Source organism: bacterium SCSIO 12696 (assembly GCA_024397955.1).
Lineage (GTDB): Bacteria > Pseudomonadota > Gammaproteobacteria > Pseudomonadales > Porticoccaceae > SCSIO-12696.
Map to the genome: position 1 here is coordinate 2,556,305 of CP073744.1, position 16,196 is coordinate 2,572,500.

Sequence of the window (16,196 nt, forward strand, 5' to 3'; positions counted from 1 at the left end):
ATGAGTCGAGCAGCGAATAAAAAAGGCGCCGTACGCAATCAGCGGGAACCTCGCTTCGAAGGCTTGTGGTCGCTGTTGCGCACCGCGATGTTTACCGTGCTGTGGAGCTGTTTTGCGCTCGGCATGCTGTGGGGCGGAGTGCTGCTTTACCAAAATCTGGATCGCCCCATCGAGCGCATCTCGGTGCAGGGAGATTTTAACTACGCCAGTCGCGAGCAGATTGCCCGTTTGGTAAGGCGTGAATTAAACGGCGGCTTTCTGAGCCTGAACTTGCGCCGTATACGCAGCCAATTGGAACAGGACCCCTGGATTGCCAGTGCGGTCGTTAGCCGCCGCTGGCCTGGGCACCTGGAGATTTCGGTGACCGAGGAAATGCCCATCGCTCGTTGGAATCGTCGTGGATTTCTCAACAGTCGCGGTCAGGCGCTGGATATTGAAGACAACAGCGGGCTGGAAAATCTGCCTCTTTTGCTAGGGCCGCAGGGGCAGGCGCGGGAGATTATGGAGCAGTACCAGCACGCTGCCCAAATGTTGCTGCCGTCGGGCCTGAAGACCATGGAATTTCGCCTCGACAACCGCCGCGCCTGGTATTTGAAGGTGGTGGCTGGCAACGGCGCGGATGGTGTGGAAAACAGCGCCCTGGAAATTGAAGTGGGCCAGGGCAATGTCACCGAAAAACTAAAACGCTTTCTGGCGGTGTACGACACCGTATTGCGCCACCGCCAGGGAGAGATTGCACAGATTGATATTCGTTACCCCAATGGTGTGGCCGTGAGTTGGCGTGGCGAAGACGACGAAGAGAGTGGGGAAGCAAAGCATGGCTAGTAACGAAGAACGCATGATCGTCGGGCTCGATATCGGCACCTCCAAGGTGGTGGCGATTGTGGGTTCGTTGAGTCCAGATGGTCAGTTGGAGATCGTCGGTACCGGCATGTATCACTCCACCGGAATGAAAAAGGGCGTGGTGGTGAATATCGAATCCACCGTGCACTCCATCCAGCGCGCCATTGAAGAGGCGGAGCTGATGGCGGGCTGCCACATTCATTCGGTGTATGTGGGCATTGCTGGCAGTCATATTCGCAGCCTCAATTCTCACGGCATCGTCGCCATTCGCGACCGGGAAGTGAACCCTCAGGATGTGGAGCGGGTGATCGACGCGGCAAGGGCGGTGGCGATTCCAGCGGACCAGGAAATCCTTCACGTGTTGCCGCAGGAATTCATCATCGACAATCAGGAAGGGGTGCGGGAGCCGCTGGGTATGTCCGGTGTGCGCCTGGAGGCCAAAGTGCATTTGGTGACCTGTGCGGCTAACGCTGCCCAGAACATCAAAAAATGCATTCGCCGCTGTGGTCTGGAAGTGGAAGACGTGATTCTCGAACAGCTGGCGTCCAGCTACGCGGTGCTTACCGAAGACGAAAAACAACTGGGCGTCTGCCTGGTGGATATCGGTGGCGGTACTACCGACATTGCCATCTTTACCGAAGGCGCTATTCGCCACACCGGGGTAATTCCCATTGCCGGCGACCAGGTGACTAACGACGTGGCCATGGCGTTACGTACGCCCACGCCGCACGCGGAAGAATTGAAGATCAAATACGCCTGTGCGCTGGCCAACCTGGCGGGGCCGGAAGAGAGCATCAAAGTGCCCAGCGTCGGTGATCGCCCACCTCGCGACCTGTCTCGTCAGGCACTGGCGGAGGTAGTGGAACCCCGTTACGACGAGTTGTTTACCTTAATTCAGGGGGAGTTGCGTCGCAGTGGCTTCGAAGACCTGGTAGCAGCGGGCATCGTGCTCACCGGTGGCACCGCCAAGATGGAAGGTGTGGTGGAGCTGGCGGAAGAAATCTTCCATATGCCGGTGCGCTTGGGTGCCCCCAGCAACATTACCGGGCTGACGGATATCGTCAACAACCCGATTTATTCCACCGGAGTTGGCTTGCTGCTGTACGGCATGCAGCAACAGCAGGAAGGTGCGCCCGTGCGCCGCAGCAGCAACTCGGAGGCCAGCGGCGAGAGTCTGGTTGGTCGCATTAAGCAGTGGTTTCAAGGCAGTTTGTGATTTTTATCGTCATCGCTATTGGCGATGACAACAGTTTTAGCAATTTTAAGTATCAACAGCATTAGGGAAAACAAAGGGGAAAACTTATGTTTCAAATCGTAGACAGCATTCCGGATTCAGCGGAAATCAAGGTAATCGGTGTCGGTGGTGGCGGCGGTAACGCCGTGCGGCACATGATTGACAGCAACGTCGAAGGCGTGGAGTTTATTTGCGCCAATACCGACGCCCAGGCGCTCAAAGACATTGGCAACGCCACGGTTCTGCAGTTGGGCAACAACGTCACTCGCGGCTTGGGCGCCGGCGCCAATCCGGAAGTGGGCCATCAGGCGGCGCTGGAAGATCGCGATCGCATCGCCGATGTGCTGCAGGGCGCTGATATGGTGTTTATCACTGCCGGTATGGGCGGTGGCACCGGCACCGGTGGCGCTCCGGTGGTGGCGGATGTGGCCAAGGAGCTGGGCATTCTTACCGTTGCCGTAGTCACTCGCCCGTTCTCTTTCGAAGGCAAGAAGCGCATGGCCATTGCCGAAGAGGGCTTGAAGCATCTGCGCGACCGCGTTGACTCGCTGATTACCATCCCCAACGAAAAGTTGTTGGCGGTGCTGGGCAGCTCCACCAGCCTGCTGTCTGCTTTTAAGGCGGCCAACGACGTGCTGCTGGGTGCGGTGCAGGGGATTGCCGACCTGATTATCCGTCCGGGCATGATTAACGTGGACTTTGCCGACGTGCGTACCGTCATGTCGGAAATGGGCATGGCGATGATGGGCAGCGGCGAAGCCGCTGGTGACCAGCGCGCTCGCGAAGCCGCCGAATCTGCGGTACACAGCCCGCTGCTGGAAGACATCAACCTGCAGGGTGCCAAAGGTATTCTGGTGAATATCACTGCTGGCCCGGATCTGTCCTTGGGTGAGTTCCAGGATGTGGGCGATACCGTGGAGCAGTTTGCCTCTGACGACGCCACTGTGGTGGTAGGTACCGTTATTGACGAAAGCCTGGGCGACAAGCTGCGGGTGACTGTGGTGGCTACTGGGCTCGGTCGAGAGTTTGTGCCCACCAAAGTAGTGGATAACACCACTTCTCAGGCGGAGCCACGCAAAAGCAACGGCGAAGTGGATTACGGCGAACTGGACAAACCAGCGGTTAACCGGGTACGTCGCGGTCAGGCACAAACCCGTCGCCCGAACAGCAACCCAGCGCAGGCCCAAGTGCAACCACCGGTGAGCACCGAAGCGACAGCTCGCAAGCTAGAGGAGCCTAAAGCGGAACAGGATATGGATTATCTGGATATTCCTGCTTTTCTGCGTCGTCAGGCGGACTAATCGGCAGGACAGCCGATTAGGGCGCCGAAGCGCAGCGTAGGCGGGCGAAGCCCGAGCCACATGGATGTGGTGAGTCATTAATATCGCTGCGGTAATAAGGAGATTGCCACGCTGCCTGCTACGGCTCGTAATGACCAGCTACACGCAATTAAATACAGTGCCACTGACCACTTATTCCCCTTTGTCGGTACAGTGGCACTATTTGAGCTTTTTAAGGTCACATCCAAGTTGACCTGCCCCCTTTTGGGGCGGTGGTTAAGGTGGTTGCATTCTGTTAAGATTGCGGCCTTTTAAGCTCATTTTGCGTGGAAACTCAAGCGTATGGTCAGGCAGCGGACACTGAAAAACACCATTAAGGCCACTGGCGTCGGTTTACATACTGGCGACAAGGTTTATTTGACTCTGCACCCCGCTCCGGCGGACAGCGGCATTATTTTCCGTCGCACCGACCTTTCCCCTGTGGTGGAAATTGAAGCCAAAGCCGAGAATGTGGGGGATACCACTCTTTCCACTACCTTGGTGAACGGTGATGTTCGGGTTTCCACTGTCGAGCACTTGTTGTCTGCCATGGCGGGATTGGGCATCGACAACGCCATTATCGATGTTTCCGCCCCGGAAGTGCCGATTATGGATGGCAGTTCTGGCCCGTTTGTGTTCCTGATTCAGTCCGCTGGTATCGCCGAGCAGGAAGCCCCGAAAAAGTTCATCCGCATCAAAAAAGAAGTGACGGTTACCCACGACGACAAAGTGGCGCGCTTCAAGCCCTTTGACGGCTTTAAAGTCTCTTTTACCATCGATTTCGACCACCCGGTGTTCAAAGGCCGGGCACTGCACTCCGCCATTGATTTTTCCACCACTTCCTTCGTGAAGGAAGTGAGCCGGGCGCGCACCTTCGGCTTTGTTCACGAGTTTGAGTACATGCGCTCCAAGGGCCTGGCTCGAGGTGCCAGTGTCAAGAACGCCATTGCTGTCGACGAGTACAGCATTCTCAATGAAGATGGCCTGCGCTACGAAGATGAATTTGTAAAACACAAAATTCTCGACGCCATTGGCGACCTGTACCTGCTGGGCAACAGCCTGATTGGCGAATTTGAAGCGTTTAAGTCCGGCCATGCCCTCAACAACGCCTCCCTGCGAGCCCTGATTGCCCAGGAAGATGCTTGGGAAATGGTGACCTTTGAAGGGGAAGATGCCGTTGCCCCCATCAGCTACAGCAAGCCCGTAGCGGCTCTGTAGTTAACATTAAGCGTCTGCGACCCAGTTAACAGAGTATGTTTACCGGCAACGCTAAAGTGGCAGGTGATACAGTGGCAACCATTTCTGACGAAGGCTCTTTTGACGAGACCCAGGATAACGACAATAAAAAGCAAAACCCTCGTGCCATGAAAGTCATCTTTATTGGAAACAACCAGGACAGTACCCGTTCGGTCACGCTAAATAGCTGGGCCAAAGTACTGCTGTCTGTTTGTTTTCTGGCGCTGCCCACAGGCACCGGCTTCCTGATTGGCAAGCTGGCCAGTGATCGCAATACCGATCTGGAATTGGCTCAGGCCGTAGAGGCCATGAGTGTTGAGCTGCAACAGCAGCGTCAGGTGTTGACCCGCGAGCACACTGAAGCCCGTCGCCGGCTGGGTGCCTTGACCTCAAAGCTTGCAGAAATGCAGGCTCGGCTGGTTCGGATCGACGCCCTGGGTGAACGCCTGACCGATGTCGCCAGCCTGGATAAAGGCGAATTTGATTTTAGCCGCGTGCCTGCGGTGGGTGGCCCGGATGAAGCCATTTTGGGTGGCGCCGTGGAAGGGGGTGAGCCCTCTGATCTGGACAAACTGTTTGCTCAATTAGAGCGTCAGCTGGAAGACCGCGAACTGCAGCTGCAGATGATGGAATCCATGCTGGTGGATCGCGGGATTACCCAGCAAACCACCGTTGCTGGTCGCCCAATCACTAAGGGTTGGATGTCGTCCAAATACGGTTGGCGCACTGACCCGTTTCACGGCAAGCGCGCCTGGCACAACGGTGTTGATTTCGCCGGTAAAGAGGGTGGTGATGTAGTGGCCACTGCTGCCGGTGTGGTTATTTGGTCTGGCGAGCGCCAGGGTTATGGCCAGCTGATAGAAATTGAGCACGGCGATGGTTTTGTCACCCGCTATGGCCACAACAAACAAAACTTGGTCAGCGCGGGCGATGTGGTCAAAAAAGGCCAGATTATTGCTCTGATGGGCAGCACCGGCCGTTCCACCGGCCCCCATGTCCACTTTGAAGTCTTTAAGAATGGCCGCCCGGTAGACCCGGCGAGCTACATCAAAAAAACAGTACTCTGATTCCCTGGCCGCGTTCTGCGGTTGATTCCCGATCTGCCTGTGCCCTTGAGTACGACGGCAAACACCCCATATTGCCATGACTGGCACCTAAACGACTCGACCATAAGGGAAACCGATGGCCAATTTATTGAAGAAAGTATTCGGCAGCAAAAACGATCGTGAGCTGCGCCGGATGCGCAAGACCGTCAAACAAATAAACAGTTATGACGAACCTTACCGTGAGCTCAGTGACGATGAGCTTCGCGCCAAAACCGATGATTTCAAGCAGCGCTTTCAAAATGGCGAAACCCTCAACCAGCTGTTGCCAGAGGCCTTTGCTGTTGTGCGTGAAGCAGCCGATCGCAGCCTGGGCATGCGCCACTTTGATGTGCAGATGATTGGCGGTATCACCCTTCACGAGGGCAGCATTGCGGAAATGCGTACTGGTGAAGGTAAAACCCTGATGTCTACTTTGGCGGCTTACCTGAACGCCCTGAGTGGAGAGGGTGTACACATTATCACCGTCAACGATTACCTGGCCAAACGCGACGCCGACTGGATGCGGCCCATTTACGAGCTGTTGGGGTTGACTGTGGGCGTGGTGTATTCCGGCCAGATGGCCCACGAAAAGCAACTCAATTACAGCGCCGATATTACCTACGGCACCAACAACGAATTTGGCTTTGACTACCTGCGCGACAATATGGCGTTGCGCCAGGAAGACCGGGTTCAGCGGCAGCTGTCGTTTGCCATTGTGGACGAAGTGGACTCCATTCTGATTGACGAGGCCCGTACCCCGCTGATTATATCCGGTGCTGCCAGTGACAGTTCCGAAGTCTACAAGCGCATGAACCGCATAGTGCAGCTGCTGAAACCGCAGCAGCACTCGGACAAGATGCGCAACGACAAAATCCAGTTCCCCAAGGTGCAGCTACAGCGTGGCAGTGATGAGCCAGAACTGGTTTCCACCGGTGCTGCTCAGGCAGAGGCTCGCGAGGCGGGCAAAGACCTGGTGTTGATGGAAGAGGGCAAACAGCCGATTTGCCAAATTCTGGATACCGGCGATTTTGTGATTGATGAAAAGGGCCGCGCCGTTGAGTTAACCGAGCAGGGCCACGAAAAAATTGAAGGCCTGCTGATAAACGAAGGCCTGTTGGGTGAAGAAGAGAGTCTGTACCAGGCCACCAACCTGAATTTGTTGCATCACGTACAGGCCGCTCTAAAAGCTCATCATCTGTTCCGCCGAGATGTGGATTACATTGTTGAAGGCAGCGATGTGGTGCTGATTGACGAGCACACCGGCCGCAAGATGTTGGGGCGTCGCCTGTCTGAAGGCTTGCACCAAGCTATTGAGGCCCGTGAAGGTGTGCGGATTCAGCAAGAAAGCCAGACCCTGGCTTCGACCACCTTCCAGAATTACTTCCGTTTGTACAACAAGCTGGCAGGTATGACCGGTACCGCCGATACCGAAGCCTACGAATTTCACCAGATTTACGGTTTGACCGTGGTGGTTATCCCAACTAATCGCGCGATTGCCCGGGAAGACCTCAATGACTTGGTCTACCTTACTCAGGGCGAGAAATACCAGGCGGTGATTGAAGACATCAAACACTGCATGGAAAAGCAGGCACCGGTGCTGGTGGGTACAGCGTCTATTGAAACCTCTGAGTTGCTGTCCAGCCTACTGAAAAAAGCCAAAGTACCTCACCAGGTACTGAACGCCAAATTTCACGAGAAAGAAGCGCAGATCGTTGCTCAGGCCGGGCGCCCGGGCGCAGTGACCATCGCCACCAATATGGCCGGTCGTGGTACCGATATTGTGTTGGGCGGCAACTGGGAAGCGGAGTTGGCCGAGATGGGCAACCCCACCGAGGCACAAATTGATGAGGTGAAGGCCGACTGGAAACAGCGCCACGCCACTGTGATTGAAGCGGGTGGCTTGCATATTATCGGCACTGAGCGCCACGAATCCCGCCGCATCGACAACCAGTTGCGAGGCCGTGCCGGCCGTCAGGGCGACCCTGGCTTATCTCGTTTCTACCTGTCTTTGGAAGACCCATTGATGCGCCTGTTTGCCTCCGATCGGGTGAAAAACATGATGCGCGCACTGGGCATGAAGGATGGCGAAGCCATTGAGCATCGCATGGTGTCGAATGCCATCGAAAAAGCCCAGCGCAAAGTAGAAGGACGCAACTTTGATATCCGCAAACACCTGCTGGAATTTGACGATGTGGCCAACGATCAGCGTCAAGTGGTTTACCAGCAGCGCAATGATCTATTGGAAAGTGACGATATTTCCGACGTGATCGATTCGGTACGAGAAGATGTGGTCAACGATGTTATCAGTGCCCATATTCCGCCGGAGAGTCTGGAAGAGCAGTGGGATATCAGCGGACTGGAAGAGGCTTTGAAAGCCGAATTCTTGCTGGAAGCGCCTATCCAACAGTGGCTGGAACAGGACGACCGCCTGAACGAAGACGGTATTCGCGAGCGAGTTAACACCGAGTTAACAGGCCTCTATAAAGCCAAGTGCGACGAGGTGGGGCCAGACATGCGCGCCATTGAGAAGCAGATTATGTTGCAGGTGCTGGATCAATTGTGGAAAGAGCATCTGGCCAATATGGATCATCTGCGCCAGGGCATTAATCTGCGTGCCTACGCCCAGAAGAACCCCAAGCAAGAATACAAGCGGGAGTCGTTTGAGTTGTTTGAAAGTCTGTTGCACAACGTCAAGCTCGATACCACGCGCTTCTTGTGCAAAGTGCAAATCGCCCAGCCCGATGAAGCGGAGCAATTGGAACAGCGTCGCCTGGAGCAGCAACAACGCCAGCAAATGGAATTTCAACACGCCGAGGCTTCGGCCATGGCAGCGGCTCCTGAACAGGCTGAGCCACAGCAACAACCTCAACAGGCGCCTCCCGGAGTTGGCCGCAATGATCCTTGCCCTTGTGGCTCGGGCAAAAAATTCAAGCAGTGCCACGGCAAGATTGAGGCTGGTGACCAGCAACAACCTTTTGTGCGTGACATGCCCAAAGTGGGCCGCAACGATCCTTGCCCCTGCGGTTCTGGCAAGAAATTTAAGCAGTGCCACGGAAAGCTGGGGTAACGCCTAACCCGTAGCCGGGGTGTCGCTTTGTTTTACCCGGGCTACAGTACCAATAAAACTTAGTGGACTATAAACATGGCCGTAGGCGAACCCACTTTTCCAACCATGCACCCTGTTCCTGGCTTTAAGCTGGCAACCACTTCTGCAGGTATCAAAACCCCTGGCCGTAAGGATTTAGTGGTGATGGAAATCGCACCTGGCAGCAGGGTAGCTGGTGTGTTTACCAAAAACGCCTTCTGTGCCGCGCCAGTACGTATTGCCAAGGCCAACCTGGCGCAAACTACCCCTCGCTACCTGATTACCAATACCGGTAATGCCAATGCGGGTACTGGTGAGCAGGGATTGGCCGATGCTAACTTAATTTGCCAGACACTTGCCGAGCAGGCCTGTGTGTCTTTGTCAGAGGTTTTGCCGTTTTCGACCGGTGTTATTGGTGAGCCTTTGCCTGCAGAAAAGATCGTCACTGCATTACCCAAAGCACTTTCTACTTTAACTGAGCAAGGCTGGGTGGACGCAGGTGAGGGCATTATGACCACAGATACTCGCCCCAAAGGTGCTAGCCGCCAGCTTGATATCGATGGTAAGACCGTCACTATTACCGGTATTTCCAAGGGTTCGGGCATGATTAAGCCCAATATGGCCACCATGCTTGGCTACATTGCCACCGACGCGGCCATTGAGCAGCCAGTGCTGGAGCAGCTGGTGCGTGCGTGTGTGGACTGTTCTTTTAATCGCATCACCGTTGATGGCGATACCTCCACCAATGATTCGGTGGTTCTGGCAGCCACTGGGCAGTCGGGTGTTTCGATTGCCGAGGAGTGCAGTGGCTATGAGGATTTTGTCACTGCCCTGCGACAAGTTTGTATTGAACTGGCACAGGCCATTGTTCGCGATGGTGAAGGGGCCAGCAAGTTTGTGACCGTTGATGTTCGTGGTGGGGCCAGCTCCGCAGAGGCCTTGGCGGTGGCGTTTACAGTGGCGGAATCACCGTTGGTCAAAACCGCACTGTTTGCTTCCGACCCCAACTGGGGGCGTATTTTGGCCGCTGTTGGCCGTGCCGGCGTCGATGGCCTGGATGTTGATAATGTGGTTGTCCATTTGGGTGATGTATTGCTCACCGAGAATGGGGGCCGCGCCAGTAGTTACAGCGAACAGGCGGGTCAGGCGGTAATGGATCGGGAAGACATTGAGATCCGTATTGACCTGGGGCGCGGCGATTGCAGGGAAACCGTGTGGACTACGGATTTGTCTCATGAGTACGTGCGCATTAACGCAGAATACAGAACCTGAGGTGGCCTTTTGAAACGAATCCATGTTGTTGCAGCTGTTATCCACGGCGACTGCTGTGGCCGTTCCGGTGAGCTGTTTATTGCCAAGCGCCCGGACCACTTACACAAAGGTGGCATGTGGGAATTTCCTGGTGGTAAGGTGGATAGTGGTGAAACACCCAGGGAGGCGCTGGTGCGAGAGCTGCAAGAAGAGTTGGGTATCCAAACCATTGCTTGCGAGCGGTTAGTGGAAACTCATCACGACTACCCGGAAAAACAGATTCATCTGGAATTTTGGGAAGTCACCGATTTTGATGGCGAGCCCCATGGCGCTGAAGGCCAGCCAGTAAAGTGGGTGAAGTATCAGGAGTTAGGCAGTCACCCATTTCCAGAAGCCAATCAGGCGGTGGTTAACCGCCTGATGCAACACAGCTAGATCAATTTTGACAATCTTTAGTGCTGAGTCTCATCCGATAGCTCAGCATCCATAACCGGCTCACCGGGTATCGAATGAGTTTCATTGGCCCAGTCACCAAAATCAATTTGCTTACAGCGTTCTGAGCAAAATGGGCGATGGGGAAAGCCGCTATTCCACTGGATCAGCTTCTGACAGGTAGGGCAGTTTAATTCTGGGGGAGTGCTCATGCCTTTGCCTCACTGGCCAACAGCAAATACTTTTGGTGCATGGCATTTACCTGGTTTTGCAATTCATCAAGTGAGCCGCTATTGCAGATGATATCGTCAGCCCGATCCAGACGGGTTTGCCGAGGCAGCTGACTGGCCATAATCGCACGGATTTGGCTTTCTGAAGTGGCGTCTCTGGCACAGGCGCGCTCTATTTGCAGCTCTTCCGTAGCGTCTATCACCAGAATACGGTCAACCAATTTGTGTTGTTCGGTATCCAACAACAGAGGTGATGAGAGGATGGCGTAAGGGCTGTTGATGGTGTGTAGACGCTCATCCATCCATTGGTGAATCAGTGGGTGCAATAACTCTTCGAGCCATTGGCGTTTTTCCGGGTCGGCGAACACCATTGCTCGTAGGGCGCTTCGATTGAGGTCGTTGCTGGGCAATAGCACACCGACGCCAAAGTGCTCAATGATTTCGAGATAGGCGTCGGTGTGGGGCTCTACAACTCGCCGTGCGGCGATGTCTGCGTCGACAATCTCAATTTCACAATCCTGAAAATAGTGGGTGGCGGCGTTTTTGCCGCTGCCGATACCGCCGGTTAGGCCAACTACGTACATGGTTTTTTCCTGATAGTTGTCATTCCCGCGAAGGCGGGACTAATGCTTGCGTTGAGCGCCCGCAGGGCGAGCGAAGCGTATAATCCACATAGGTTGGTAAGAATAATGGATTCCTGCCTTCGCGGGAATGACGAATTAGCCTAAGGGGCTAAGTAAGGGGTATACCAAGCCAAAATATCATGCCCCCAAATTAGTGCAATCCATCCCGCTGCGGCCAGGTAGGGGCCAAAAGCGATGGGGATCTGCTTGTCGCGGCCCATAATTAATATACCGGCAATGCCCACCAGAGCGCCTACTACCGCTGACAACAAAATAATCATTGGTAAAAACTGCCATCCCATCCAGGCACCCAACGCTGCCAGCAGCTTGAAATCCCCGTGGCCCATGCCTTCTTTGCCGGTGAGCTTTTTGAAAATAATGTACACCGTCCAAAGAGAGAGGTAGCCTACTGCACCACCAATAACTGAGCTGGCCAAATCTGTAAAAACCCCTTGGGTATTGGCCAATAGACCTATCCACATCAGCGGTAGGGTTATATTGTCTGGCAATAGTTTATGGCCGAAGTCGATACCAGTAAGGGCAATCAGGCACCAGGTAAATAGCAGTGCTAACAAGCCCTGCTCGCTCATTCCATAGTGAAAAATAATAAAACCGGACAACAGGCCAGTGAGTAGCTCAATCGCCGGATACTGTAGTGAGATTTTTGTGCTGCAGTTTTGACATTGACCCTTCAACAGCAGGTAACTGATTACCGGGATATTGTGCCAAGGCTTGATAGATGCATTGCACTTGGGGCAATGAGATGCGGGGAATGCTAAGGAAATGCGTGGTTCAACTTCCGCCTTTAACTCCAAAATCTCTCGTGCCATTTCCCGCCAGCTAATTTGTAGCTGCATCGGCAGACGATAGATCACTACATTGAGGAAGCTTCCGACCAACAGGCCTAATATAACGGCAACGCCCACCAAAAGGGTGGGCGGGAGGTTGAGTTCTGGCATTCTGTGTTTGTCTCGTTGTTATTCTTTTTAGATTGTATTACCCAGCTGAAATATTGGCAGGTACATAGCAATCAGCATGCCGCCGATAAGAACACCTAGTACAGCCATAATCATTGGCTCAAGCAGGGTGGTTAGATTGTCTACGGCATTATCAACAGACTCTTCGTAATGTTCAGCTGCCTTTTCCAACATTTCATCTAGCGCTCCTGATTCTTCACCGATAGAAGCCATTTGTACTAAAAGAATGGGAAATACCCCGGTGCTTTTCAGCGAGCTGTTGAGTTGAACGCCAGTGGTAACATCGTCACGTACCTTGTATATGGCGTCTCTATAAACGGCATTGCCTGAAGCGCGACCTACTGAGTCCAATGCATCCACAAGGGGAACACCTGCTGCAAATGTTGTGGATAATGTCCGTGCAAAACGAGCCACAGCGCCTTCATTAATTATATTTCCCACTATGGGTATTTTTAAAGTCACCTTGTCGACAGTGTCAGCAAACTTTGGTGATCTTTGCTTTCCCTCTTTGAATGCGAAAAGGGCACCAACAATTATCAAAAGCCATATCCACCACTGTCTTTGAGCAGCCTCTGACAAACCTAAAACGAATTGTGTGAAAGCTGGGAGCTCGCCACCAAAGGAGCTAAATGTTTGAGCAAATTGAGGAATCACATTAACAAGCAAAATGCCCATTACTATTACAGCAACAACAATTACAGCAATAGGGTAGGTTAGAGCCTTCTTAACTTTTGCTTTCAGGCTTTCCAGCTTTTCCTTATAGAGTGCAATACGATCCAGCATAGTTTCTAAGGCACCTGATGTTTCGCCTGATTCAACTAGACTACAAAATAGATCATCAAAGTACTTTGGATGCTTTCGCAGGGATGAACCAAAGCTGGCGCCGGCAGCGACATCGTCGCGAATGGACTCAATCAGGGATTTCAGACTGGTGTTTTCACAGCCCTCAGCGACAATATCGAAGCTTTGTACCAGTGGCACACCTGCTTTCATCATCGTGGCCATTTGGCGAGTAAAAGCCGCAATATCGGCGGGCTTGATAGGTTTGCCGCTACTGCCAAACAGAGGTTTGGGTTTCTTTTTAACGTTATTGGCAATAATGCCCTGTTTGCGCAGCTGGGCACGGGCAAAGTTGGCGTTGGCGCTACGAATCTCGCCTTGCACAACACTACCTTTTTTATCTTTGCCTTTATAGACAAATACTTGCGCTTCTGCGGTTGCCATAACCCAATCCTTCGAAATCTAGTTATTATTCGTTGTAAGTCGCTGTCATTGCGAGGATTGAATGTGTTACCACACTCGCTGAGGTTGCTGCGGCCACTGTGTTTAGCCTCGCAATGACGAGATTATTACTTATTCGGCGTTTGGCCGGTCAGTCTTTAGTGACCCGATTAGCCTCTTCCAAACTGATTATACCCTTGGCAGCCTTTAAAAGTGCCGACTGGCGCAAAGTTCTAAAGCCTTCTTTTTTCGCCTCTTCGGCGATTTGCAAGGAGTTTCCTCCCTCCATAATAATGCGCGAAATGGACGGACTCACCTTTAGCACCTCATATACCCCACTACGGCCCTTGTAGCCATTAGTGCATTTGGGGCAACCTACCGGGTGGTACAGCTCAAACTGATCGCGAGGTAGGTCGATAGTATCAAAGCCTTCCTCGGTCAGAATCTTATCGGGTATATCGTCTGCCGGGCGGCGGCAGTGTTGGCACAGTCGGCGCGCCAGCCGCTGGGCGATAATCAGACTAACAGATGTGGCTACGTTAAAGGCGGGAACCCCCATATTGAGCAAGCGGGTTAATGTTTCCGGTGAGCTGTTGGTGTGTAGGGTGGATAACACCAAGTGGCCGGTTTGCGCCGCTTTAATGGAAATTTCTGCTGTTTCTAAGTCGCGAATCTCACCCACCATGATCACATCTGGATCCTGACGGAGAAAGGCTCGCAGGGCTTCTGCAAAAGTCAGGTTTACCTTGGTGTTGATCTGCACCTGGTTAATCCCATCCATATTGATTTCGATGGGGTCTTCGGCCGTGGAGATATTGCGCTCCGGGGTGTTGAGAATACCCAAACCGGTATAAAGGGAAACGGTTTTACCGCTACCAGTAGGGCCAGTGACCAGAATCATGCCCTGAGGCTGGGCTAGGGTATTCATATAAGCTTCTTTTTGGTCTTCCTCGTAGCCCAGTGCATCGATACCCATTTTTGCACTGTTGGAGTCCAAAATTCGCAATACAATTTTTTCCCCATACAAGGTGGGTAGTGTATTTACCCGAAAGTCGATAGCTTTAGATTTGGACAGTTTAAGTTTAATTCGGCCGTCCTGAGGGATGCGCCGCTCTGAGATATCCAGCTGCGACATTACCTTTAAGCGTGCTGCCAGACGTGGCGCCAAATTAGCCGGGGGCTTTGTCATTTCCTGCAATACGCCGTCAATGCGGAATCGCACACGGTAGCTCCGCTCATAGGGCTCAAAGTGAATATCCGATGCCCCCAACTTGATAGCATCCAGTAATAGTTTATTAATAAAGCGAACAATGGGAGCGTCGTCGGTATCTCCGCTATGGTCTTCTTCGGCAGGGTCTTCAACGGCGCTAACGTCCAATTCGTCCAGATGCACATCGTCCAGTGTGCCCAGAGCTTCCCCTAAGTCTTCTTCTTGCTGGTTGAGAAAGTTTTCGATAGCCGCTTCAAGCTTGTCGTACTCTACAAGTACTGGCTCAATAGTCATGCCAGTTTGGAATTGAATCTCGTTGATAGTCTGGTGGTTGGTGGGGTCGCATACACCAAGAGACAAGCGGCTTCCTCGACTATAGAGTGGCAGGGCTTTATGGCGACGAATCAGTTTGCCATCTACTAGCTCTTTTGGGGCTGTATCCAGATTAAAGGAATCCAGATCCAATAGTGGGGAGCCAAATTCATTGGCTGCCACTGTTGCTACCAGTTGAGCTGGTAGCACATTGGCAGTAACAATATGTTCTACAAATGGTAGCCGCTGTTGCTGGCAGTGAATAACTGCCTCTTCAGCGGCTTCCTGTTCGATTAGGCCGTCCTGTACCAAACGCTTTGGCAAGCCTCTTAGTGCGCTATTGGCGGGTGTCATTATATGTATCCGTTTTTATCATCGGTGCCTGTCAGGCCCGCAGAAGTGGGAATCCATATCTGATTATGGCAACCCGCATATATAAGAGCAATGGGCTGGTACCACTAGAATTACGATAAGCTTGGGATGGTATGACAATAAATGTCACATCGGGCTGTCTTGGTCTGACCAAAGTTGTTCTTGCGAGCCCCTATTATTCCATCATTAAGAGGATTGTGGCGACACGGCAATCTGTGTGTATCAGAGTTGTTGCTTTTAAATTTTTGATTTTGTTTGATTTTTTTCTGTTGTGGGCGTGGTTTTGAAAAGTTGGCACACTATTCGCTATTAAGATCTCCGACTGTTCATAACAACCATAAACTTCCGAAGGAGAATCTTATGAAACAGCGTCAAGGGGGCTTTACCCTGATTGAATTAATGATCGTTATTGCGATTATCGGTATTTTGGCAGCTATCGCTTTGCCTCAGTATGAAAACTACACTATTCGTGGCCAATCTTCTGAAGGTTTGGCTTTGGCTAGTGGCCTGAAAACAAATGTTGCCGAGATATTTGCAGAAGAAGGTGCTCTTGCTGGTATTAACAGTGGGGCCGATGGTATTCCGGCAGCAGCCACTGTAAATGGTAACTATGTAACTGGTGTGGCTGTGGCTGCAGGTGTGATTACAGTGACTTTTGGCAATGATGCTAACGCAAACTTGGCTGGTGCAAATATGGTTCTTACGCCTGTAGATAACGGCGGTTCCTTAGAGTGGGGTTGTACTTCGCCGCTTAACGCAACCGATC

14 protein-coding genes (1 of these 14 cut by a window edge) are annotated in these 16,196 nt (G+C 52.8%); 9 read left to right on the forward strand and 5 right to left on the reverse strand.

The annotated features are described in order from the left end of the window. The 8 genes from KFE80_11765 to mutT all read left to right on the forward strand — a co-directional run bounded on the left by KFE80_11765 (position 1) and on the right by mutT (position 10,488). Positions 1-825 carry an FtsQ-type POTRA domain-containing protein gene (locus KFE80_11765; protein UTW45040.1) on the forward strand — a complete coding sequence of 275 codons (825 nt, stop codon included), beginning with the start codon at positions 1-3 and terminating at the stop codon, positions 823-825. After that, complete coding sequence (ftsA, locus tag KFE80_11770; protein UTW45041.1) at positions 818-2,059, forward strand: cell division protein FtsA; 1,242 nt, start codon at positions 818-820, stop codon at positions 2,057-2,059. The genes KFE80_11765 and ftsA overlap by 8 nt, the downstream gene beginning before the upstream one ends. 86 nt (positions 2,060-2,145) lie before the next feature. Next, on the forward strand, positions 2,146-3,378 hold the full coding sequence (gene ftsZ / locus KFE80_11775; GenBank protein UTW45042.1) for a cell division protein FtsZ: 1,233 nt from the start codon (positions 2,146-2,148) through the stop codon (positions 3,376-3,378). Between the two features lie 321 nt (positions 3,379-3,699). Continuing rightward, positions 3,700-4,614, forward strand: coding sequence for a UDP-3-O-acyl-N-acetylglucosamine deacetylase (locus KFE80_11780; GenBank protein ID UTW45043.1), 915 nt, complete (start codon positions 3,700-3,702; stop codon positions 4,612-4,614). 146 nt (positions 4,615-4,760) lie between these two features. Further along, positions 4,761-5,699 carry a peptidoglycan DD-metalloendopeptidase family protein gene (locus KFE80_11785; protein UTW46716.1) on the forward strand — a complete coding sequence of 313 codons (939 nt, stop codon included), beginning with the start codon at positions 4,761-4,763 and terminating at the stop codon, positions 5,697-5,699. A 115-nt stretch (positions 5,700-5,814) separates the two neighbouring features. After that, the gene (secA, locus tag KFE80_11790) at positions 5,815-8,784 is read left to right on the forward strand and encodes a preprotein translocase subunit SecA (protein UTW45044.1); all 2,970 of its coding nucleotides are present in this window, start codon (positions 5,815-5,817) and stop codon (positions 8,782-8,784) included. A gap of 75 nt (positions 8,785-8,859) precedes the next feature. Continuing rightward, entirely contained in the window at positions 8,860-10,074 is a 1,215-nt protein-coding gene (gene argJ, locus KFE80_11795; protein UTW45045.1) for a bifunctional glutamate N-acetyltransferase/amino-acid acetyltransferase ArgJ, read from the forward strand. A 9-nt stretch (positions 10,075-10,083) separates the two neighbouring features. Next, positions 10,084-10,488 carry an 8-oxo-dGTP diphosphatase MutT gene (gene mutT / locus KFE80_11800; GenBank protein UTW45046.1) on the forward strand — a complete coding sequence of 135 codons (405 nt, stop codon included), beginning with the start codon at positions 10,084-10,086 and terminating at the stop codon, positions 10,486-10,488. Positions 10,489-10,505: 17 nt separating this feature from the next. Here mutT and KFE80_11805 read toward each other — a convergent pair whose 3' ends face one another. The 5 genes from KFE80_11805 to pilB all read right to left on the reverse strand — a co-directional run bounded on the left by KFE80_11805 (position 10,506) and on the right by pilB (position 15,412). After that, on the reverse strand, positions 10,506-10,697 hold the full coding sequence (locus KFE80_11805) for a DNA gyrase inhibitor YacG (GenBank protein UTW45047.1): 192 nt from the start codon (positions 10,695-10,697) through the stop codon (positions 10,506-10,508). Then, on the reverse strand, positions 10,694-11,299 hold the full coding sequence (gene coaE / locus KFE80_11810; GenBank protein ID UTW45048.1) for a dephospho-CoA kinase: 606 nt from the start codon (positions 11,297-11,299) through the stop codon (positions 10,694-10,696). The genes KFE80_11805 and coaE overlap by 4 nt, the downstream gene beginning before the upstream one ends. A 140-nt stretch (positions 11,300-11,439) precedes the next feature. After that, positions 11,440-12,297: a prepilin peptidase gene (locus tag KFE80_11815; protein ID UTW45049.1), complete on the reverse strand. Its 858-nt coding sequence runs from the start codon at positions 12,295-12,297 to the stop codon at positions 11,440-11,442. A 27-nt stretch (positions 12,298-12,324) separates the two neighbouring features. Beyond that, complete coding sequence (locus KFE80_11820) at positions 12,325-13,539, reverse strand: type II secretion system F family protein (protein ID UTW45050.1); 1,215 nt, start codon at positions 13,537-13,539, stop codon at positions 12,325-12,327. Between the two features lie 148 nt (positions 13,540-13,687). Then, on the reverse strand, positions 13,688-15,412 hold the full coding sequence (pilB, locus tag KFE80_11825) for a type IV-A pilus assembly ATPase PilB (GenBank protein UTW45051.1): 1,725 nt from the start codon (positions 15,410-15,412) through the stop codon (positions 13,688-13,690). A 378-nt stretch (positions 15,413-15,790) separates the two neighbouring features. Between pilB and KFE80_11830 the strand changes: the two genes are divergently transcribed. After that, positions 15,791-16,196, forward strand: partial view of a pilin gene (locus KFE80_11830; GenBank protein ID UTW45052.1) — the 5' portion only. Its footprint extends 41 nt past the window's final position; 406 of the gene's 447 nt are visible here — the first part of the coding sequence; it begins with the start codon at positions 15,791-15,793; its stop codon lies beyond the right edge, outside the window.

Coding starts and splice junctions, on each gene's coding strand:
- KFE80_11805 (UTW45047.1), bottom strand. CDS start 10,697: ATGAGCACTCCCCCAGAATTAAACTGCCCTACCTGTCAGAAGCTGATC.
- secA (UTW45044.1), top strand. CDS start 5,815: ATGGCCAATTTATTGAAGAAAGTATTCGGCAGCAAAAACGATCGTGAG.
- KFE80_11765 (UTW45040.1), top strand. CDS start 1: ATGAGTCGAGCAGCGAATAAAAAAGGCGCCGTACGCAATCAGCGGGAA.
- KFE80_11820 (UTW45050.1), bottom strand. CDS start 13,539: ATGGCAACCGCAGAAGCGCAAGTATTTGTCTATAAAGGCAAAGATAAA.
- coaE (UTW45048.1), bottom strand. CDS start 11,299: ATGTACGTAGTTGGCCTAACCGGCGGTATCGGCAGCGGCAAAAACGCC.
- ftsA (UTW45041.1), top strand. CDS start 818: ATGGCTAGTAACGAAGAACGCATGATCGTCGGGCTCGATATCGGCACC.
- pilB (UTW45051.1), bottom strand. CDS start 15,412: ATGACACCCGCCAATAGCGCACTAAGAGGCTTGCCAAAGCGTTTGGTA.
- KFE80_11780 (UTW45043.1), top strand. CDS start 3,700: ATGGTCAGGCAGCGGACACTGAAAAACACCATTAAGGCCACTGGCGTC.
- KFE80_11815 (UTW45049.1), bottom strand. CDS start 12,297: ATGCCAGAACTCAACCTCCCGCCCACCCTTTTGGTGGGCGTTGCCGTT.
- argJ (UTW45045.1), top strand. CDS start 8,860: ATGGCCGTAGGCGAACCCACTTTTCCAACCATGCACCCTGTTCCTGGC.
- KFE80_11785 (UTW46716.1), top strand. CDS start 4,761: ATGAAAGTCATCTTTATTGGAAACAACCAGGACAGTACCCGTTCGGTC.
- ftsZ (UTW45042.1), top strand. CDS start 2,146: ATGTTTCAAATCGTAGACAGCATTCCGGATTCAGCGGAAATCAAGGTA.